This window comes from Burkholderia sp. 4M9327F10 (assembly GCF_005503145.1).
Classification (GTDB): domain Bacteria; phylum Pseudomonadota; class Gammaproteobacteria; order Burkholderiales; family Burkholderiaceae; genus Paraburkholderia.
Map to the genome: position 1 here is coordinate 131,824 of NZ_SCNV01000003.1, position 19,816 is coordinate 151,639.

The following is a 19,816-nucleotide window of genomic DNA, read 5'->3' on the forward strand; positions in this document are numbered from 1 at the left end:
CAAGGCCGCCGGATTAGGGTTTCCAGACAGGACCATCCGGAAAGCGATGCTGATCGAGCGAGGCCGCATGCATTTCGATGCTATAGCCGGGACGCTGCGGCGGCATGTAACGGCCGTTGCGAATCACGACAGGGTCGACGAAGTGTTCATGCAGATGGTCCACGTATTCGAGCACGCGGTTTTCCAGCGAGGCCGACACGCAGATATAGTCGAACAGCGAAATATGCTGGACATACTCGCACAGACCGACGCCGCCCGCATGCGGACACACCGGTACGCCGTATTTCGCCGCCATCAGCAAAACGACGATCACCTCGTTGAGGCCGCCCAGGCGGCAGCTATCCACCTGGCAAAAGTCGATGGCATGCGCTTGCAGCAACTGCTTGAACATCACGCGGTTTTGGCAATGCTCGCCGGTGGCGACGCCGACCGGATGTAGCCGCTGCCGGATCGCCGCGTGGCCGAGAATGTCGTCGGGACTCGTGGGTTCCTCGATCCACCACGGGTCGAATTCGGCCAGGCAGCGCATGTTCGCGATGGCTTCGTCGACATCCCACACCTGGTTTGCATCCATCATCAGCTTGCGGTCTGCGCCGATTTCTTCGCGCAGGATGCGGGCCCGGCGCATATCCTCCTGAAGATTGCCACCCACTTTCTGCTTGAAGTGTGTCCAGCCCTGCGCGACGCCTTCGCGTGCGAGCCGGCGGATCTTGTCGTCGTCGTAGCCGAGCCAACCGGCCGATGTCGTGTAGGCCGGATAGCCGTGTGCCAGCATTTCCTGCTCGCGCTCGCTCCGTGTGCTGGCATGGCGGCGCAGCATGGCAATGGCTTCCTGTGGTGTGATCGCATCGGTCACGTAACGGAAGTCGAGACACCGCACGAGTTCTTCGGGGCTCATGTCGACCAGCAGCTTCCACACCGGTTTGCCTTGCGCTTTCGCCCACAGGTCCCAGGCTGCATTCACGACCGCCGCCGTCGCCAGATGAATCGCACCCTTGTCCGGGCCAATCCAGCGCAACTGGCTATCCGAGGTTAGTGCGCGCCAGAACGCACCCATGTTGGCGGCGATCTCTTCGAGCGTTTTACCGACCACAAGCGGAGCAAGCGCCTGTGCCGCCGTCACGCAGATCTCGTTGCCGCGCCCAATCGTGAAGGTAAGGCCGTGGCCCGTCAGCGAGTGTGGCGAATCGGTTTCGAGCGTGACGTAAGTGGCGGAGTAGTCCGGTGCGGCGTTCATCGCATCGGAGCCGTCGAGCGACCGTGAGGTCGGAAACCGGATATCGCGAACCGACAGCCTTGTGATCGTGGTCATCTGGGCACCCTCCGGGGCGACTGCTAACGGCATGCGGCTATGCACGAGGCGGGCCGTGGCGCTCAAAGGCGCCGCGGCCCCGCCTCACTTATTACACTGTAGCGGCAGCAGCGGTTAATCGTAGAGCACGGCGGCAATCTTCGGATCGGTGATATTGCTCTTGTCGTACCAGTAGAAGCCAGTGTCGACTTTCTTGGGCAGCGTCTCGCCTTTCATCGCCTTCACCGCGGAGTCGACCACGCATTTGCCGATGCCGATCGGGTTCTGCGTGATCGCGCCATACATCAGGCCCGACGTGATGTCCTCTTTTTGCTCCTTGCCTGAGTCGTAGCCGATCAGGACCAGCTTCTTGCCCGATTCCTTGACGCCGATTGCCGCGCCTTCCGCCGAACCTTCATTTGAGCCGAAAATGCCCTTCAGGTTGGGGTTGGCCTGAATCATCGTCTTGGCGATTTCCGCCGACTTCAGGTGGTCACCGCCGCCATACTGCACCGAGACGATCTTGATGTTCGGATGCTTGGCCTTTATTTCGTTGAGGAAGCCGTCACGTCGATCGACGCCGGTGCGGCTCGTCTGGTCGTGCACGATCAGGCCGACTTCACCTGAGTCGCCGATTGCTTCGGCCATCTTGTCGGCGGCGAGGGCGGCCGCGGCCAGGTTGTCGGTGGCGCAGGTCGTCAGCGGAATGTCGCTATCGACGCCTGAGTCGAAGGCGATGACGGGGATTTTTTCGGACTGCGCCCGCCGCAATAGCGGAATCGCCGCCTTGCTGTCGAGTGCCGCGATGCCGAGCGCCTGAGGCTTCTTGGCGAGCGCGGCCGAGAGCATGTCGATCTGCTTGTCGACCATAGCCTCGGTTTCCGGACCCTCGAAGGAGATCCTGACGTTATGGTCCTTCGCCGACTGCTCGGCGCCGGCTTTCACGGCTTGCCAGAACTGGTGCTGGAAGCCCTTCGAGATGAGCGGGATGTAGGGTTCGTCCGCGAGCGTAACGCTTGTGCCGCCAACGAGCGCGCCGACGCCGAGCACGACGCCGATAAGTTTTCTTTTCAACATGGGGTATCTCCTCCTAAGGTGGGCCATTCAACCTTCAGCCGTTGTTGGGGGAGCCTATGGCGCTCCCTTTTCTTGAACCATGAGCTTGAAGCATGAGCTTGAAACCTGAGCGCGATTCCTCGCTTGCGCGTCTCCCGCGTGAAGTCAGCTTTTCCTGCGCCGCAAAATATCCGCATAGACCGCAAGAATGATGATGAGACCGGTCACGACGATCTGCCATTCCTGAGCGACGGACAGGATGCGCAGGCCGTTGGTCAGCACGCTCATGATGAACGCGCCGATGATCGTGCCGAGAATCGTGCCCGAACCGCCGCTCAGCGACGTGCCGCCAATCACCACGGCGGCGATCGCTTCGAGTTCATAGCCTTGCCCGAGCGCGGGCTGGGCCGAATTCAGCCGCGAGGCAATCAGCAGCCCGGCGATGCCGCAAATGGCGCCGCCCAGCGCATAAATGGCGATCTTCCAGCGGTCGACGTTCACACCGGACAGGCGCACGGCTTCTTCGTTGCTGCCGAGCGCAAACGTATAGCGGCCGAGCGCCGTGCGATTGAGCGTGATCGAACTCACCACCGCCAGGAAAAACAGGATCAGGACCGCGTTCGGAATGGGCACGCTCGGCAGCACATAACCGATCAGCGAATCCTGCGAGATCATGAAGAAGTTTTCGGTGTCGGTGAAATAGATCGGCTTGTCGGCCGAGACGACCAGCGAAAGCCCCTTTAGCAGCATCATCATGCCCAGCGTGGCGATGAACGGCGGGATTTTCATTTTCGCCGTGAGGGTGCCCGAAACGGTTCCGCAGAGCGCGCCGGTGCCAATCGCGGCGAGCACGCCGGTCCACATCGGCAAATGCCAGTAAGTCAGAAACACGCCGCAGATGACCGCCGTAAAGGTCATCAAAGTGCCGACGGACAGGTCGATGCCGCCGGTGATGATGACGAAGGTGCAGGCAATCGCCAGCACGCCGTTGACCGCTGTCGCCTGCAGAATGCCGAGCATGTTGTCCATCTGCATGAAAGCGGGCGACGCGAAGCTGAAAAACACCAGCAGCAGGATCAGGCTGCCGAAGGCGAGCAGCTTTTGCAGGGCGGCCGGCGCAAAAATTCGCTCCCGCAGTCCCGAAGATCTTTCCTTGTTACCCAGTGCCGATGTATCCGATGGCAGTGTCATGAAACGGACCTCGTGAGGTTCATGCCGCTTTTAGGGTTTCGCGCTGCGTGGCCAGATGCATGATGCGTTCCTGCGTGGCTTCCTGTGCCGAAAGCTCGCCGGTGATGCGGCCCTCGCACATCACCACGATACGGTCGCTCATGCGCAGGATTTCGGGCAACTCCGACGAGATCATGACGATCGCCTTGCCTTGCGCGGCGAGCGAGCGCAGCAGCTTGTAGATCTCGCTCTTGGCGCCGACATCGATGCCGCGCGTCGGCTCGTCGAAGAACAGCACGTCGCAGTCGCGCTCGAGCCATTTCGCAATCACGATCTTCTGCTGGTTGCCGCCCGAAAGAAGCCGCACCTGCTGCGTCGCCGAAGGCGTGCGAATGGCCAGCAACTTGATGAAATGCGAGGCGGTCCGGCGCATCTGGACGCGGCGCAAGAAGAAATTGAGCGAGAGGAATTTGCGCAGGTTGGACATCACGATGTTCGATTCGACGTCCATGCCGGTGGCGAGGCCAAAGCGCTTGCGGTCTTCCGAGAGGTAGCCGATACCGCGCGCCACCGCGTCGCTCGGTCGCCTGATGGTCGCCTTCACGCCTTTCACCACGATTTCGCCGGATTCGACCGGGTCAGCCCCGAACACCGCGCGGGCGACCTCGGTGCGGCCCGCGCCCATCAGGCCGGCAAAGCCCAATATCTCGCCTTTGTGCAATGCAAAACTCACATCTCTGACGAGCGGACCGGCGTTCAGATTGCTGACTTCGAGCGCGACCTCGCCTTTTTCCGGGGCGCCGTGCGAAGGCTCGACGTCGGCGAGGGTTCGCCCGACCATCATGCCGATGATCGCTTCGACGCTGGTGTCCTTTGCGGTGACGGTGGCCACATATTCGCCGTCGCGCAACACCGTGACGCGGTCGGCAATCTGCTTCAGCTCATCCATCTTGTGGGAGATGTAGATGATGCCGACGCCCCGGCTTCTCAACTCCCCGATGATGCGGAAAAGCTCGGCAATTTCGGCGTCGTTGAGCGCCGAGGTGGGCTCGTCCATGATCAGGACGCGCGAATCGAAGGACAGGGCCTTGGCGATCTCCACCATCTGCTGCCGGGCGACGGTCAGCGTGCCGACCACGGCGCGCGGGTCGAGATTCACATGCATGCGGGCCAGGATGTCGCGTGCCTGCGCATTGAGCTGGTCTTCGTCGAGGAACACGCCAAGGCGTCCACGCGGTTCGCGGCCGATGAACATATTCTGGGCGACGCTCAGATGGTTCATCAACTGGAGTTCCTGATGAATGATGCATACGCCCACGGCCTGCGCCTCGCGCGGGCTTGCGAACGCCACCGGCTGGCCGTCATAGAGGAATTCGCCGGAATCGCGGGTGTAGACACCGGCAAGGATTTTCATCAGCGTCGATTTGCCGGCGCCGTTTTCGCCCATTAGCGCGTGGACTTCACCCGCCATGAGGTCGAACTGGACTTCGTGAAGCGCCCTCACGCCGGGAAAGCTCTTGCTGAGCTTTTTGACGGAAATGAGTGGGGTCATGGCGCGCAGTGAACGACAATGCCCCTGCGACCGCGAACCTCAGCGCGAGATGCGGGGTAAATGGACGCCGGGTGAGACGCCGGGTGTCGCCGCAGAGTGCGGCGGAAATCGCAACGAGAAGCCAGACACATGCCTGGTGCCCCCCAAACCGATGTGCCACGATTTTACGTCGCCGGACGGCAACGCCTCAATTAGGCATTCCCTAATATCATAGGTAAACCTGTTCATCGTATGTGAACCTGTTTTGTGCTGGTTTCCCACTATTTGCTATTGAAGGCGTTTTGCCGGCGGGTGCGTGCCCCGCTTTTCTGTCTGCGTTTCTGTCTGAGGTTTTGTCTGAGTTTCTCTCTATTCGTCTGCTTATTCGTTTTCTTTCGCCGGCCTCCAGGAAGCAGTTCGCATGCTCGCCGCGTGCTCTATGACAGCTTGCCCAGAATCGCGCCGACTTCGCTATGGTTAAAAGCGCGCAGCGTCTGAGTACGGATATTGCCTGCGGCGCCGATCGCAAAGCCGAATGCCGCGAAGCTTTGCTCGTCGGGGGCTTCGACGACTGAGACAATGTCGTATTGGCCCATTGTCCAATAGATCTGCTTCATCTCGCAGCCGAAACTCTTCGCCAATTCCGCTGTTTGACTGGCCCGTTGCGGGCTGTTCTTGATGGTGCGGATGCCTTGATCCGTGAATTGTGAAAGAACCACATAAGTTGCCATGACGATTCTCCTTGCGATTGAAACGTGGCGGTATTCATACACCGAGCGATACCACGAGCGTCGTAGCGGGCTGTTTGCAGGACCGTTTCGTGCGCCTTTAGATTTTAGGCAATGGGCATCGCGCCCGATGGGATGTTTGCCAGCTTCGTTCCGGCGCGTTCGCGCTGCGCCGTGCACCAGGCGCCGAACACACGGACAGGCTCGCCGAATCTGATAACCTGTTTCAAAGCAATACCGTCGCATTACGACTTGCGCTGGAAACGAAAGCGCACTCGTAGAAGTATGATGAGTTACACGGCTTCGATTTCTGTTCGAGAACGAGGGAGGTGAAATGGCTACGTATGCGATTGATGGCGTACGCATTGACCCCGCAAGCGACCGCGTCACGCATGTGCGCTGGGCGCTTATCGATCCGAAGACGAACGAGTGGTCGGCGCCACCCGCAATCGTCGAGGTGGCTGAAGCAGTCAATGCGATCCATGCCGGGGATGTGGTCTGGTCCGTTTTTACTCTCGGCGGCAGACGATTTCTGGGGCCGAAGATCAAGGCTGTTGCCCACACGAATGGCCGCGACGGGATCGACACGGACGTTCCGGATGGCCACGTCGAAAAATGCATTGATGATCTGCCGGCTGTTTGAGCGATCGTCAGAAAGTGTTGTTGCTCGGCACATGCTCGGAACAGTTAATATGGAGTGCGATGCGATGTGCAAAGATGCCAGGAAAGCGCCACAGACCTGAAAGGCGAGAATTGGGAGAGTCATGACCGGCAAGCAAGATGTTGCACCCGAGAGCACCGCGGCACGAGTCGCCCTGTGGCGAGCTTTACATACGGAGGCCGATCCTGCGCCGCATGTGCTGGACGACAGAATCGGCCTTAAGCTGCTATCCCCGGATGAAGGCTGGCGCCAACGCGGCGACATGGACCCGCAGTTCACGCGTCCCTTTCGCGCCTCGATCGTGGCTCGTGCGCGCTTCATCGAGGATCTGGTTGTGGAGCAAGCATGCCGCGGGCTGAGCCAGTACGTGATCCTCGGCGCCGGTCTCGATAGCTTCGCCCAGCGCCGGCCGGAGTTGGCCTCCCATCTCAAGGTGTTCGAGGTCGACCAGCCGGGCCCACAGGCATGGAAACGCCAGCGCCTGATCGAACTCGGTTTCGGCGTGCCGGACTGGCTGCGTTTCGTGCCGGTCGACTTCGAGGCGGGCGGCTCCTGGCAAGAGGGGCTTGTAACTGCCGGCTTCGACAACAGCAAGCCGGCAATCGTGGTCTCCACGGGCGTCAGCATGTATCTCACGAAGGAGGCGAACGCGGCCAGCTTACGCGAGGTCGCATCGCTTGCGCCGGGATCGACGCTCGCCATGACGTTCCTGCTTCCGCTGGAACTGGCGGACCCTGAGGTGCGTCCCGCGCTGGAGATGGCGGAGAAGGGCGCACGCGCGAGCGGGACGCCGTTCCTCAGCTTCTTTACGCCGCAGGAGATATTGGCGCTGGCTCGCGAGGCGGGCTTTGGAGAGGTACGTCATGTTTCGGCAGCGGACCTGACGCAGCGCTACTTCGTTGGCAGAACAGACGGTTTGCGCCCACCGGGCAATGCGGAGGAACTGCTGGTGGCAAGTACGTAGTTGCCCGAGCATTTCCATGGGCTGCTTCCGTTGGTGAACGCGGCACGGTGCTCGCGCTTTCGCCAGGGGCACCCCAAAACATTCCCAAAACTCGCGTCGAGTCTTCGAAAATATCGTGAAGAGCTCGCTTAACGTGCCCGATGGTTCAGGCTACGCTTACGCGAAGTTCATCACGCTAATTTCAATCGGAGACAGACATGTTCGATCTGACGGGCAAGGTGGCCGTTGTCACTGGCGGTGCAAGTGGCATCGGGTTTGGCATAGCCCAAGGCATGGTGGCGGCCGGCGCGCGCGTCGCTCTGCTCGGACGCGACGCTGAGAAGGGCCGCAGGGCACTCGCAGCATTGCCGGGCGGCAGTTCAAACGGCCGGTTTATTCAAGCCGACATTACGAAGCATGGCGAGTGTGTCGAGGCCATCGAACAGGCGGAGCGGCACTTCGGCAGTTTGCATATCCTCGTGAACAACGCGGGAATGAATATCCGCAAGCAAGGGCATGAGCTAACGGTCGAAGACTGGCATCGCATCGTGGATACGAACCTGAGCGGTGCGCACTTTTGTGCGCAAGCAATTCATGGCGCGTTGGTGCGCGCCGGCGGGGGCAAGATCGTCAATATCGGTTCGATGCTGTCGCTGTTCGGCACGACCTACGGATCGGCGTATGCGGCGAGCAAAGGCGGCATCGTGCAACTCGGCAAGGCTTGGGCGGTCGAGTGGGCGCCGCATAATATCCAGGTCAACACATTGCTGCCCGGCTGGATTGAAACGGAACTGACCGCCGAAGCCAAGCGGCTTTTCCCCGATCTCGAACACGCCGTGCTGAGCCGCACGCCTCAGGGCCGTTGGGGCAAACCGCAAGATCTGGCTGGCATTGCGGTGGCACTGTGCTCCAGCGCGTGCGATTTCGTGACCGGCGCCGTCATTCCGGTGGATGGCGGCTATTCGGTTCAAGGCTAGCGAATCCCTCATCGACGTAGCCACGTGTGCTGGTAGTACGATCACCGGATCGCGCAAGGTGCGAGGTGAGCGATGAGACTGCCCAGACGTGGATTTCTTGAACTCGCCGCGTGCAGTGGAGGCGCCAGCCTTGCTGGGCACTGGGCCGGCGCGCCGCCACTATCGCTGCCGCGCAGCGAAATGGCATGGGCGCAGCGGTGATCGCGGACGCGATTCATGTGGCAGGAGGTGGCCCAATGAATGGCGGTGTGTTTCAGACTTCGGTTCATGAGGTGTGGACGGGTTGAAGGGGTATGACGGTTATTGCCCCGACGAAGCACCCGCTGCAGCCCGAACCTCAGCCAGCAGCGCCTCGCCCGACCATGATGGCCGCACGTCGCTTCGTTCGGCTTCCCGCACGAGTTCGCATAACCGTTGGTTCACTGGCGCCTTGCGCCCGAGGCGTTGGGCGAGGCGCACAACTTCGCCATTTATCCAGTCGATTTCTGTGGCGCGTCCCGCAGCCAGATCGTCGGACATCGACGAACGCGCAAGCGGATCGATCGTCAGCATCTTGCGGCCCAGCCGCTCGAACCATGCGTCGGGAACGCCGAGTACGAGCGGTATCAAGGCGGGTGGAAGCGGGGTCAGTCTGGCCGGTCGTAGGTTGGCCCGCTTCAGCAGCGCAAGCGCTTCTCTCTGTGCCACGGCGAGGCAAATCCGGTAGGCCCGTTGCGAGAGTTCCTCCTTCAACGGGCGGTTCGACAGCGCGTTGATGGCATTGTTGAGATTGAGCAGCAGTTTCGCCCACTGCACCGGTAACATGTCCGCGTGCTGGATGAGGGGCAGGCCTGCCTTTCTGAATTCTTCGGCAAATGGTTGCATCGCAGGCGAATACCTGATTTCCAGCTCGCCCGCTGAGCCTTGATGAAATGCGCCAGGGGCGCGTTCGACCACATTGAACGGCACCATGCCTTCCAGCACCGGGTTGTGAGGCAGTGCGGCGCGCAGCACCTCGGTATTGCCGATGCCGTTCTGGAAGCTCACGACGATGGTGTCGGGGCGAAGCAGGTTCGCCAGTTCGGCCGCAGCCGTCAGTGTCGCTGCCGACTTGACAGTGACGAGCACGAGATCGGCTGCTGCTGCGGCTGCCGCATCTGTAGACACCTCTATCCGCTCCGGCGGCACGGACCAGCGGCGATCGGTGTAGTCAGAGAGTGTCAGGCCTTTACTGCGCAACTGGTCGGCAATGCGTGCACGCCCAATAAAACCGACGTCGCTGCCTCCCGCAAGAAGCCGTCCGCCGACATAGCAGCCAATGGAACCCGCGCCGTAGATACAGATTTTTGCCATACCGTTTTCCGGGGTGATTAGTTGTTTGCAGTTGATTCGCAGAACGTAACACTAAAGCGGCTACGCTCGAACATAAACGACGGGGCAATACCGAAGGTAGAGCGAAAGGTTCGCGACAGGTGGGCCGAGTCCGCGAATCCCGCCACATGAGCTGCGTCGGTCAAGCTCGCTCCACGCATGGTCACCTCCACCGCCGTGCGCAAACGGCGCCATAAGACATAGCGCCGCAACGGCACGCCAGTCGCTTCGCGAAAACGGTGCGCCAGCCGGCTGGGAGAGCGGTGCACAGCATTCGCCAGCGCCGCCAGGGTGATCGGGCCGTCCAGACGCTGCCCGATTAGCGCGCAAACCTGCGAGACCAGTTCATCGTCGCTCGAGCCGCTGTTCGCCGCCTGTCCCAGCAAAGTGTCCACTATCCACTGCGCCGCAACAGTGTCTCCGGCGGCGGCGCAGCGAGCGAAGGAACGCAGTTGCGGATTGAAAGGCAGGGAGACCACAACGGGACTCTCGCGGCCGGGAAAACGCGCCCACTCACTGCTTTCGGGCTCCAGGTACAGCACCGCCGTGGCCCCGAACGCGGGATGCGCATGCAAGGTGTCCGGCGGGACGAGGAGGAGATCCGCGCGGAGCGGGCCGGTTTGCGGGGACTCATAGACGACCGGCCCATCCAGACCGAAACCAATTTGCGCAACATGGTGCCGATGCTGGGCAGACGCGTAGGCGGGCGCCAGCATCAGCAGACGCTGCGGCCAGACATAGAGATGAAACGGAGTTGGAGACATGTCAGCCAGTTTATTCAAGTTCGCTGTGTATTGCCGCATGCATGCTCATGTCTTGAGCGCTAAACCTGGGTGCGAATTTCGATTGCACATGAGGTGACGCTGAAACCGAAGTTTAAGCAAACGCGGAGAACAGCATCATGACGATCAAAGAGTATGCCGAATACGACGGGCTGGGTCTCGCCGAACTGGTGCGAAACAAGGACGTCAAACCCTCCGAACTGGTCGAGGAAGCGATCAGCCGCGCGGAAACGCTCAACCCCAAACTCAACTGCGTGGTGTTCCAGGACTACGAACGAGCGCGCGCCACGGCTCAGGGCGCCTTGCCCAAAGGCGTGTTTGCGGGCGTTCCGTTCCTGCTCAAGGACATCTTCGGCTTCGCCGAGGGCATGCCCACGCGCCTCGCCGCGCGCTTCGTGCCGCCGTTTCCCGGCGCGCACGACTCGCTGCTGACAGCTCGCTACAAGGCCGCGGGGCTGGTTATTCTCGGCAAGACCAACGTTTCCGAGTTCGGCCTCGTGCCGACCACGGAATCCAGGCTTTATGGGCCTGCGCGCAACCCCTGGAATCTCGAATACTCGCCGGGCGGTTCGTCGGGCGGCGCGGCTGCCGCCGTCGCGGCGCGCATCGTGCCGCTTGCCCATGCCAACGATGGCGGCGGCTCGATCCGTGTACCAGCGTCGTGCTGCGGGCTGGTCGGTCTCAAGCCGACTCGTGGGAGGATGAGCTATGCGCCCGATTTCGGCGACGTGCTCGATGGTCTCGCCAACGATCATGTCGTATCACGCAGTGTGCGCGATACCGCGGCGGCGCTCGATGCGACGGCCGGATGCATTGAAGGCGATCCTTATTGGGCGCCGGAACCTCCACTGTCGTATCTCGCCGCAATGGCAACCAGGCCGAAACGGCTGCGCATCGCCTTCTCGACGAAAAAGATCGACGGACGCTCGCTGCCCCCCGATTGCGTCGCCGCGATCGAACACGCTGCGAGGTTATGCGAAAGCCTCGGCCATATCGTCGAAGAAGCGACGCCAGATCTTAATGTGGTAGCGCTCATCCCGGCCTTCATGACGTTCTGGGCCGGTCATCTCGCCGCGGGCATCGATCACATCGCGCACCTGAGCGGACAGACGCCGTCCGCCGATCGCTTCGAAGGGCTCACCTGGGGGCTTTACGAAGCCGGCAAGCGCATCACGGCGAGCAAGTATCTGCTCGCCAAAGGCGCCATGCAACTCGCGGCCCGTCAGACCGCAACATTCCACCAGCATTACGACGTATGGCTCAGTTCGACCTTGGGCTCGCCGCCGGTGAGGCTTGGCACCTTCGATCTGGACGAGCGCGATCCTGAGAAGGCCTTTGCGCCGTTGATCGATTACGTGCAGTACACCGCGATGCAGAACGTGACGGGACAGCCCGCGATCAATCTGCCGCTTCACTGGAACGAGGCCGGTCTGCCGATTGGCGCGCACTTTGTCGGGCGCTATGGTGACGAGATGACGCTTCTGCAACTCGCGGCGCAACTAGAAGAGGCAGTGCCCTGGGCGCAACGCCGGCCCGGGATTGCGGGTTGAGGCTCGGGAGTTGGGAATGGAATCCGGCTCGCTCAATATCAGTTTGACATGCTTTCAGCAGCGTCCTTCTTGCGGCGAACCCATTTGGGTGCGCGACCGGTGACGCGCTTGAACGCATGGCTGAAGGCGCTCTCGCTCGCGTAGCCGAGCGATTCCGCAAGCCTCGCGATCGACACATCGTCCTGGCAAAGGGCGCGCTCTGCCAGGCGCATGCGCCACTCGGTCAGATAGCCGAATGGGCCAACGCCGGCGGCCGCCTTGAAATGAAGCGCGAAGGTCGCGCGCGACATGCCCGCGGCCTTCGCCAGTTCGAGAAGACTCCAGTCCTTGCCCGGCTGTTCGTGCATCAAGGCGAGCACCGACGCAAAACGCCGGTCGCCGGCGAGGCGCAGCCAGCCCGGGGCTATCGAACCCTGTTGCTGCAAATGGGCGCGGAGGATATGGATAAACATGAGCTGGACGAGCTGGGTCGACGCGGCGCCGGCGCCAGGTAGACGATTGACTCCCTCCCTCATCAGTTGATCGAGAATCCAGCGCAGCGGCTCGCCCTGTGCTGCGCCGCCGTTGACGTGGATCGTTGGGGGCAATGCGTCGAACAGCAGCGAGCGGCCGCGCGAATCCAGCATGACCGTGCCGCCGAGCAACATGAAGTCGTCGCCGTCGCCGATCCTGCAGACTTCGCCTTTTGCCCGGGAGAGTAGCTCGTCGATGCTGACGCTCGCAGCAGCGAAATCAGTCGCCAATGTCATGGGCGCCGATCGCAATATCAGCAGCACGTCGCCGGCCTGAAGCGGAATGACGGTGCCGTCATCGTCCATTCGCAGCCAGCAGCGTCCCTTCACGACACCCCAGAACTTGATTCGATCCGGCGGGGGATAACCGATCGACCAGGCGCCGCCGGCTATCAGCACTCCGGCCAGGACGGATTCGGCACCCAGTAACTGGAGCATGTCGGAGAGGGGTTCGGGATTCATGGGTCAGACTATTGCACATGTATTAGAGATTTCTAGGCATTCTACGTCTGAATCAGGCTCGCTATGCTGGCGCACAACCAGCCAATTAGTGAAGGAGTTGCAATGACAGAACGATTCGGGACGACGTCCACTACGGATGATGTGCTTTTGAACGTGGATCTCGGCGGCAAGCGCGTGCTTGTCACGGGCGTATCGGCAGGCCTCGGGGTAGAGACGGCTCGCGCCCTGGCCGCGCACGGAGCGCAGGTTGTCGGTACCGCACGCGATCTCGCCAAGGCAGAGCGGGCGACTGCCGGGATCCAGGCGCAGGCCGCGAACGGCGGCGGACTCGCGCTGGTCCAGTTGGATCTCGCCTCGCTTGCGAGCGTGCGCGCTTGTGCTGATGCGCTGCTCGCCGAGGGGCAGTCCTTCGATGTCGTTATCGCCAATGCCGGTGTGATGCGGACGCCGTTCGGGCATACCGTCGATGGTTTCGAGACGCAGTTCGGCAGCAATCATCTCGGACATTTCGCTTTTGTGAATCGCATAGCATCGCTGATTGCGCCGGGTGGACGCCTGGTGGTTCTGGCATCCACAGGCCACCGCAACGCGGATGTCGACCTCGATGATCCCAATTTCGAGCGCACGCCGTACGATCCGCGGATCGCGTATGGCCGCTCGAAGACTGCCAATATCCTGTTCGCCGTGGAGTTTGATCGCCGGCATCGGGCACGCGGCGTTCGGGCGGCCGCGGTGCATCCGGGTGTGATCAGGACCGAACTCGACCGTCATATGCAAGCTGATGAGCTCGACAATTTCCTGGAACATATGAATGCCCAGTTGGCCGCTGAAGGGCGACCGCCTTTCCGGTTCAAGACAATCCCCCAAGGGGCGGCGACCTCCGTGTGGGCTGCTTTCGTTGCCGGGAGCGAGGAAATCGGCGGCCGCTACTGCGAGGACTGCCAGGTATCGAAGATCGTTCAAGGGAGTCCTGATCCGATGAGTCCCGGCGTCGCGGCGTACGCGGTGAATCCGGAGAACGCTCAGGCGCTCTGGACAAAGAGTGAAGAGATGGTCGGTGAACGGTTTAGCTGACGGTGTGCAGCCAATTTCGGACATTCGACATTGGAGGATGAATCGTCGACAATCTGCGCTGCTGCCTCCTTTGAGCAGCTCACACGCAGTCCGTATCGAGTTTTCACATGCCAAAAATCGAATTGAAGCAGGCTGAGACATCGGATCACCCGCTCATCGTGAACCTGATGCAGTTCTACAACTATGACTTCAGCGAGTGGATACCGCTTTCGTTTGCAGAAGACGGATTCTTCGCTATCCGTCCGAAGCTTGAGTATCTTTCGAGTCCAAAGACGATTCCACTTCTCATTCTCGTGGACGATCAAATTGCCGGCTTCGTGATCGTCGACGACGAGGTTCATGTCGAAGGGGCACAGCACAATATCGGCTACTTTTTCGTAGCGCGGCGTTATCGCGGTCTAGGCGTGGGAACGCAGGTCGTGTCCGATTTGCTGGGCAAATTCCCCGGCCGTTGGCAAATATGGCATGTCAAGGAAAACCTGGGAGCCGCTGCATTCTGGGCAAAGGCTGTCCCACTTGTGTCCGGCGGAAAATATGCCGTCCACTCGCTGCGCATAGACGAGTGCAATGCGACGCTGTACCGGTTCGACCGATGTGCGTCTTCAGCCGTGGCTATCGACTTCGAATCTCCCGATCAACCTGACGTGATCGCCCTCATTGCTGAGCTGGACGCCTATCAGGACACGCTGTACCCGCCAGAGAGCAGGCACAGCCTTGACCTCGCGTCGTTGGAACGAGCCAATGTGCTGTTTGCCGTTGCGAGGGATGGTACGGGCAGGGCAATCGGCTGTGGGGGGATAGTCCTCGGCCCTGAATTTGGCGAACTCAAACGCATGTATGTCAGTCCTTCCGGTCGAGGGCAAGGCGTCGCAAGGAAACTCCTGGCGCTGCTCGAGTCTCGGGCCATAGGTTCGGGCTGTCAGTTGCTCAAGCTCGAAACCGGGCCGTACCAACATGAGGCGCTGGCTTTGTATGCCTCAGCCGGCTACGAGCGCCGGGGACCGTTTGGCCATTACGCGAACGACCCGCTGAGTGTGTTCATGCAGAAACATATCGCAGGCTGAGACCCGTCCTATATCCCCTTCGTTGCCGGCTCAAAATGCGTTAGCCACCAGCCTTCAGGCAGGCCGGTGGCAGCCTCCACTAGAACCGGTCGACGCGAAACGGCGACGGATCGACAATGACCTCCGAGCCCGTCATCATCTCCGCAACCATGCGCCCCGTTATCGGCCCGAGCGTCAGGCCATGATGAGCGTGGCCGAACGCGAACCACAGGTCCTTATGCCGCTTTGCCGGGCCAATGATCGGCATCATGTCGGGCGTGCACGGACGGCGGCCCAGCCACGGCTCGTCATCAACACGCGCGCCGAGCGGGAAAAGCTCGCGTGCAATCGGTTCGACGGCTGCAAGCTGATGCGGCGTCCTGGGCGAGTCCCGATGCCCCAGCTCGACACCGGTCGTGAGCCGGATGCCGCGCGCCATCGGCGTAATCAGATAACCGTTCTCGACATCGAGCACCGGATGATTGAGGCGCGTATCGCCGTCGGCCGCGTAGTGCATGTGATAGCCGCGCTTGACCGCGAGCGGCAACCGGTAACCGAGCTTCGTGCTGACCACGTCGGACCACGGGCCCATTGCGACCACGGCGGAGTGCGCATCGATCAAGCCTCGTTCCGTGCTGACTTTCCAGCCTGGTTCGAGCGTCTCTGCATCGCCGATCAGAAACTGTCCGCCGAGCTGCTCGAAATGACGCGCATACGCGGTAACGAGAGCATTAGGGTCGCTAACCGAATCGGAGGCCGTATAGTGCAAGGCGCCCAGCAACGATCCTCGAAGCCCCGGCTCGATCTGCCGCAATTGCGCGGCGTCGAGCGACTCGAACGCGACGCCAAATTCATCGTTCCAGCGCTGCGCCGTGCGCGTTTCCTCGTCCTGCGTCGCGGCGCTGCGAAACACCTTCATCCAGCCCGACCGGCGGATCAATGCGCTCGCACCGGCGGCTGCGGCTAGCGTGCGATGCTCGCTTACGCAATGTTCGATCAGCGTCGCATATGAACGCGCAATGGCTGCGTGACGCGCGGGATGCGAGTGATGCCAGTAGCGGTAGAGAAATGGCGCGAACGTAGGCATCGCCCGTGGGTGATAGCGCACATCAAGCGAGCGGTTGCGCGCGTATCGCATCAATGTGGCAAGCCCACGCGGAAACGCGTAGGGATAGACGCCCTCGCGCTGGATCAGCCCTGCATTGCCGAGCGATGTTTCGTTGCCCGGGCGCTTGCGGTCGACGAGCGCAACCGACTGACCGCGCTGCTGCAGATGCACGGCGATCGACACGCCCACAATGCCGCCACCGAGCACGACGGTATCGAATCTGTTTGCCATATTTGCTTGCCTCTGACCGCGCTGGTCACGATATGCGCCGGATGATTTCCGCGCTCACGATAGCGCTGTCACGGCCACTTCGACATCGAGGCCGGGCTTCATCAGCAACGCCTGCACGCATGCACGGGTCGGTGCGGCGCCTGCCGGCACCCATGCGTCCCACACAGCGTTGAATTCGTCGAAGTGTTTCGGGTCGCTTAGCCAGATATTGGCCGTGATGAGGCGCGTCTTGTCGACGCCGGCCGATGCGAGCAGCGTGTCGATACGCGTGAGGATTTCCGTTGCCTGCACGGTGATCGACGCGCCGGCCGTGTCGGGAACCTGTCCCGCCAGGTGCACGATGCCGTTGGCGATCACGACCTGGCTCATGCGGGCATTGGTTTGGAGGCGTTTGATTTCACTGGACATGATTTAAACCGTCGAAATACCGGCACCAATTTCACCGGTGGAGTCAAGGATGGGGGGCGCAGTGACAATCGACCTGAGCGATGGCGTCGGCTGCGTGAGCTTCGTAAGATCGGGACGCGGGCGGCGCAGTGCGGGCACGGCATCGAACGCCCTTTCAAACGCGTGCGCTACCGAGAGCGTCCTGCGGTCGCCATGAAACGGACCGACAATCTGCAAGCCGAACGGCATGCCGGCCTGATCGACGCCGCAGGGTAACGTGAGCGCGGGGTGTGTTGTCAGTGTGACGACATAGGTGAGGGCGAGCCAGCGGTAATAGTTTTCCTGAGCACGTCCGTTGATCTGCGCCGCGTACAGTTCCTGCCATGGGAACGGCGAGACGGGCGTGGTCGGCGAGAGAATCACGTCGTAGCGTTCGAATGCGGCCTGAAAACGCCTGAAAATACGCGTCTGTTCCGTTTGCGCCCACGCGCTGTCCGCGAGCGTCATCTTCGCGCCCATCTCGTAGTTCGCGCGAGTGTTGGGTCCGAGCATGCTCGGGTCGCGCTCATACGCATCGCGCAGTCCGGCGACGAAGCTCTCCGCGCGAATCACATCGAAGCAGCGATGCACGTCGCCGAGATCGAAACTCACCGCCTCGCACGTGTGGACCATCGGGGCGATTGCCGCGATGCGCGAGCGGAACGTGGCGCGGATCGCGTCGTCGACATCGCAACTGCCGAAGTCCTCGGTGTAGCCCACGCGCAGTGACGACAGGTCCAGCGGCGCGGGCATCGCAAACGAAAGCGGATCGACTTCGTAGCTGAGCGGATCGGCCGTCGAGAGTCCGGCGGTTGCAGCCAGTTGCAACGCGGCTTCGGCGACGGTGCGGCCCATCGGCCCGACGACCGAGATTGGCGCCCAGCCGAGCAGGCGCCGCGAATTGGGCACGAGTCCCGCGGAAGGCCGGAAGCCGACCACAGCGCATTTCGATGCCGGAATGCGCAGCGAGCCGCCGGTGTCCGAGCCGGTGCAGACCGGCAGCATGTCGCAGGCGAGCGCGGCCGCAGATCCGCCTGACGAGCCGCCCGCGTTCAGTTCCGGATTAAACGGATTGCCGGTCGCGCCCCACACCGGGTTGCGCGTGTTGGCGCCCGCGCCGAGTTCCGGCACGTTGGTCTTTGCCACAAGGATCGCGCCGGCCGCGCGCAGGCGCTCGACCAGCACGACATCGCGCGAAGGCACATTGCCGCGCGACATCGGTGAGCCGTAGGTGGTGAGAAGACCCGCCGTATCCTCAAGATCCTTCACACCGAGCGGCAGGCCGTGCAGCAGGCCAAGTGGCTCGCCGTTCAATACAGCGCGCTCCGCGTCCTTCGCGGCTTTGCGCGCCGCGTCGAAACAGGTGGCCGTCACGGCGTTCACGGCCGGGTTGATGGCCTCGATGCGTGCGATACAGGCGTCGAGCAGTTCTACCGGCGAGATCTCCTTCGCCCCGATCATGCGGCGTAATTCGACGGCACTATGGCTGACCAGATCGGTGGGTTCGTTCATGACTGGATGTTCTCCTGGCAAGGTTTAATCGAGCGCTTGGCCGGTTCGGTCGCGCAGCCAGATCACCGGCACGAGCGACACCGCGCAGGCCGCCGCCACGTACCATGCGGGCGCGAGCGGATTGCCGGTTTGCGCGACGATCCAGCTCGCGATGAAAGGTGAGAAGCCGCCGAAAAAAGACGCGCTTACGACGTAGGTCAACGCAATGCCGGTCGCGCGCACCTCCCTCGGAAAGAGTTCGGGGATCATCACGAGCACCGGCACAATCTGTCCGGCGACGAAGATTGCGAGAAATGCAGAGACCAGGCAAAGCGTCAGCATCGAAGGGTAAGCGCCGAGCAGCGCAAAGGCCGGATAGACCGACAGCAGCAGGACGATCCGCGATGTCACGAGCACGTGCTTGCGGCTTACGCGGTCCGCGAGGCGGCCGGCGAGTGGCGCGGCGGCAAAAAGCGTCAGCGAACTGACAATCCCCGAGACGACCGCCGCCGTTGGCGAGAGATGCAGCGTGCGCACCGCGTGGCTCGGCAAAAAGAACGCGGTGATGTACACCGACACCGAGCCGCCCAATTCCGCAAAGGTGCCGAGGATCGTGAGCTTCAGATGGGTAGTGAGGGCAGCCTTGAGCGCGCCGCTGGCCGGCCTCTTCTCAGATGAAAGCTCGCGCTTGTGAGTCAGCGTTTCTTCCAGGCGCCGGCGGATCAGCATGCCGACCGGCGCGGCAACGATGCCAAGCAGGAACGGCAAGCGCCAGCCCCATTCGAGCACGGCTTCCTTCGGCAACGAGACATTCACGAGTGTCGCGACGAAGGCGCCGAGCGCCAGCCCGAGCGCGGTTGCGGCGAAATTCCAGCTGGCAAAGTAGGCGCGTGTGTTATCGGTCGCGTATTCGACGAGCAGTGTCGTGCCCGGACCAAATTCGCCGCCCGCGGCGAAACCCTGGATCAGCCGCGCGGCAAGTACGATGAACGGCGCCGCGATTCCCGCCACCGCGTAGGTTGGCGCGCCGGCGATCAGCGCGCAACTGAGCGCCATCAGCATGATCGTGAGCACCATCGCTTTCTTGCGGCCGGCACGATCCGCGTATGCACCGATCACGATTCCGCCGAGCGGCCGCACGACGAAGCCGACGCCGAATACGCCGATCGACAGCAGGAACTGATTGACCGGCGACGCGCCCGGAAAAAATAGCTGGCCAATCTGGATTGCGAAAAAGCTGTAAATGGTGAAATCGTAGAATTCGAGCGCGGTCCCGAGGGTCGTCGCGACGATCACCTGCCGTCTGGAAAGGCTTGCCTTGTCTAGTGCGAGGGTTGACACATGCGCTCCCCAGATGGGTGGATTGACGTGAGTTATCATATACGAGAAAAAATAAATTCTCGTATACGAAAAAACCCGCTCTAGCTCGT

18 protein-coding genes are annotated in these 19,816 nt (G+C 61.7%); 6 read left to right on the plus strand and 12 right to left on the minus strand.

Features of this window, described 5'->3' with window-relative positions:
• Positions 1-13: 13 nt before the first annotated feature.
• The 5 genes from FFS45_RS04820 to FFS45_RS04840 all read right to left on the minus strand — a co-directional run bounded on the left by FFS45_RS04820 (position 14) and on the right by FFS45_RS04840 (position 5,779).
• The gene (locus FFS45_RS04820; protein ID WP_137953573.1) at positions 14-1,312 is read right to left on the minus strand and encodes an L-fuconate dehydratase; all 1,299 of its coding nucleotides are present in this window, start codon (positions 1,310-1,312) and stop codon (positions 14-16) included.
• Positions 1,313-1,426: 114 nt separating this feature from the next.
• Complete coding sequence (locus FFS45_RS04825) at positions 1,427-2,368, minus strand: ABC transporter substrate-binding protein (RefSeq protein WP_137953574.1); 942 nt, start codon at positions 2,366-2,368, stop codon at positions 1,427-1,429.
• Positions 2,369-2,512: 144 nt separating this feature from the next.
• Entirely contained in the window at positions 2,513-3,538 is a 1,026-nt protein-coding gene (locus FFS45_RS04830; RefSeq protein WP_137953575.1) for an ABC transporter permease, read from the minus strand.
• A 19-nt stretch (positions 3,539-3,557) separates the two neighbouring features.
• A complete protein-coding gene (locus tag FFS45_RS04835; RefSeq protein WP_137953576.1) occupies positions 3,558-5,069 on the minus strand; it encodes a sugar ABC transporter ATP-binding protein in 1,512 nt (503 codons plus the stop codon).
• A gap of 416 nt (positions 5,070-5,485) precedes the next feature.
• Positions 5,486-5,779, minus strand: coding sequence for a GYD domain-containing protein (locus FFS45_RS04840; protein ID WP_137953577.1), 294 nt, complete (start codon positions 5,777-5,779; stop codon positions 5,486-5,488).
• A 331-nt stretch (positions 5,780-6,110) separates the two neighbouring features.
• On the opposite strand from FFS45_RS04840, the gene FFS45_RS04845 reads away from it, so the two are divergent.
• The 3 genes from FFS45_RS04845 to FFS45_RS04855 all read left to right on the plus strand — a co-directional run bounded on the left by FFS45_RS04845 (position 6,111) and on the right by FFS45_RS04855 (position 8,357).
• On the plus strand, positions 6,111-6,419 hold the full coding sequence (locus tag FFS45_RS04845) for a hypothetical protein (protein ID WP_137953578.1): 309 nt from the start codon (positions 6,111-6,113) through the stop codon (positions 6,417-6,419).
• A 121-nt stretch (positions 6,420-6,540) separates the two neighbouring features.
• Complete coding sequence (locus FFS45_RS04850) at positions 6,541-7,401, plus strand: class I SAM-dependent methyltransferase (RefSeq protein WP_137953579.1); 861 nt, start codon at positions 6,541-6,543, stop codon at positions 7,399-7,401.
• 197 nt (positions 7,402-7,598) lie between these two features.
• Positions 7,599-8,357: a glucose 1-dehydrogenase gene (locus FFS45_RS04855; RefSeq protein ID WP_137953580.1), complete on the plus strand. Its 759-nt coding sequence runs from the start codon at positions 7,599-7,601 to the stop codon at positions 8,355-8,357.
• A 300-nt stretch (positions 8,358-8,657) separates the two neighbouring features.
• Here the strand turns inward: FFS45_RS04855 and FFS45_RS04860 are convergent, their stop codons facing one another.
• Together FFS45_RS04860 and FFS45_RS04865 are read right to left on the minus strand one after the other, a co-directional pair.
• Positions 8,658-9,689 carry a 2-dehydropantoate 2-reductase gene (locus FFS45_RS04860; RefSeq protein ID WP_137953581.1) on the minus strand — a complete coding sequence of 344 codons (1,032 nt, stop codon included), beginning with the start codon at positions 9,687-9,689 and terminating at the stop codon, positions 8,658-8,660.
• Positions 9,690-9,706: 17 nt separating this feature from the next.
• Positions 9,707-10,510, minus strand: a complete 804-nt coding sequence (locus tag FFS45_RS04865) for an AraC family transcriptional regulator (RefSeq protein WP_137953582.1) — start codon at positions 10,508-10,510, stop codon at positions 9,707-9,709.
• A gap of 98 nt (positions 10,511-10,608) precedes the next feature.
• Here FFS45_RS04865 and FFS45_RS04870 point away from each other — a divergent pair, with 98 nt between their 5' ends.
• Positions 10,609-12,039 carry an amidase family protein gene (locus FFS45_RS04870; protein WP_137953583.1) on the plus strand — a complete coding sequence of 477 codons (1,431 nt, stop codon included), beginning with the start codon at positions 10,609-10,611 and terminating at the stop codon, positions 12,037-12,039.
• A gap of 38 nt (positions 12,040-12,077) precedes the next feature.
• Here FFS45_RS04870 and FFS45_RS04875 read toward each other — a convergent pair whose 3' ends face one another.
• The gene (locus tag FFS45_RS04875) at positions 12,078-13,013 is read right to left on the minus strand and encodes an AraC family transcriptional regulator (protein WP_137953584.1); all 936 of its coding nucleotides are present in this window, start codon (positions 13,011-13,013) and stop codon (positions 12,078-12,080) included.
• A gap of 102 nt (positions 13,014-13,115) precedes the next feature.
• On the opposite strand from FFS45_RS04875, the gene FFS45_RS04880 reads away from it, so the two are divergent.
• Positions 13,116-14,087 (plus strand): SDR family NAD(P)-dependent oxidoreductase, encoded by a 972-nt coding sequence (locus FFS45_RS04880; RefSeq protein ID WP_137953750.1) that lies wholly within the window; start codon positions 13,116-13,118, stop codon positions 14,085-14,087.
• Positions 14,088-14,194: 107 nt separating this feature from the next.
• On the plus strand, positions 14,195-15,151 hold the full coding sequence (locus FFS45_RS42880; protein ID WP_212745699.1) for a GNAT family N-acetyltransferase: 957 nt from the start codon (positions 14,195-14,197) through the stop codon (positions 15,149-15,151).
• A 79-nt stretch (positions 15,152-15,230) separates the two neighbouring features.
• Here FFS45_RS42880 and FFS45_RS04890 read toward each other — a convergent pair whose 3' ends face one another.
• Genes FFS45_RS04890 through FFS45_RS04905 form a run of 4 tightly spaced genes read right to left on the minus strand, consistent with a single transcriptional unit; the run spans position 15,231 to position 19,727 of the window.
• Entirely contained in the window at positions 15,231-16,469 is a 1,239-nt protein-coding gene (locus tag FFS45_RS04890) for an FAD-binding oxidoreductase (protein WP_137953585.1), read from the minus strand.
• A 54-nt stretch (positions 16,470-16,523) separates the two neighbouring features.
• Entirely contained in the window at positions 16,524-16,877 is a 354-nt protein-coding gene (locus FFS45_RS04895; protein WP_137953586.1) for a RidA family protein, read from the minus strand.
• Between the two features lie 3 nt (positions 16,878-16,880).
• A complete protein-coding gene (locus FFS45_RS04900; protein ID WP_137953587.1) occupies positions 16,881-18,407 on the minus strand; it encodes an amidase family protein in 1,527 nt (508 codons plus the stop codon).
• A gap of 24 nt (positions 18,408-18,431) precedes the next feature.
• Positions 18,432-19,727, minus strand: a complete 1,296-nt coding sequence (locus tag FFS45_RS04905; protein ID WP_137953588.1) for an MFS transporter — start codon at positions 19,725-19,727, stop codon at positions 18,432-18,434.
• Positions 19,728-19,816 lie beyond the last annotated feature (89 nt).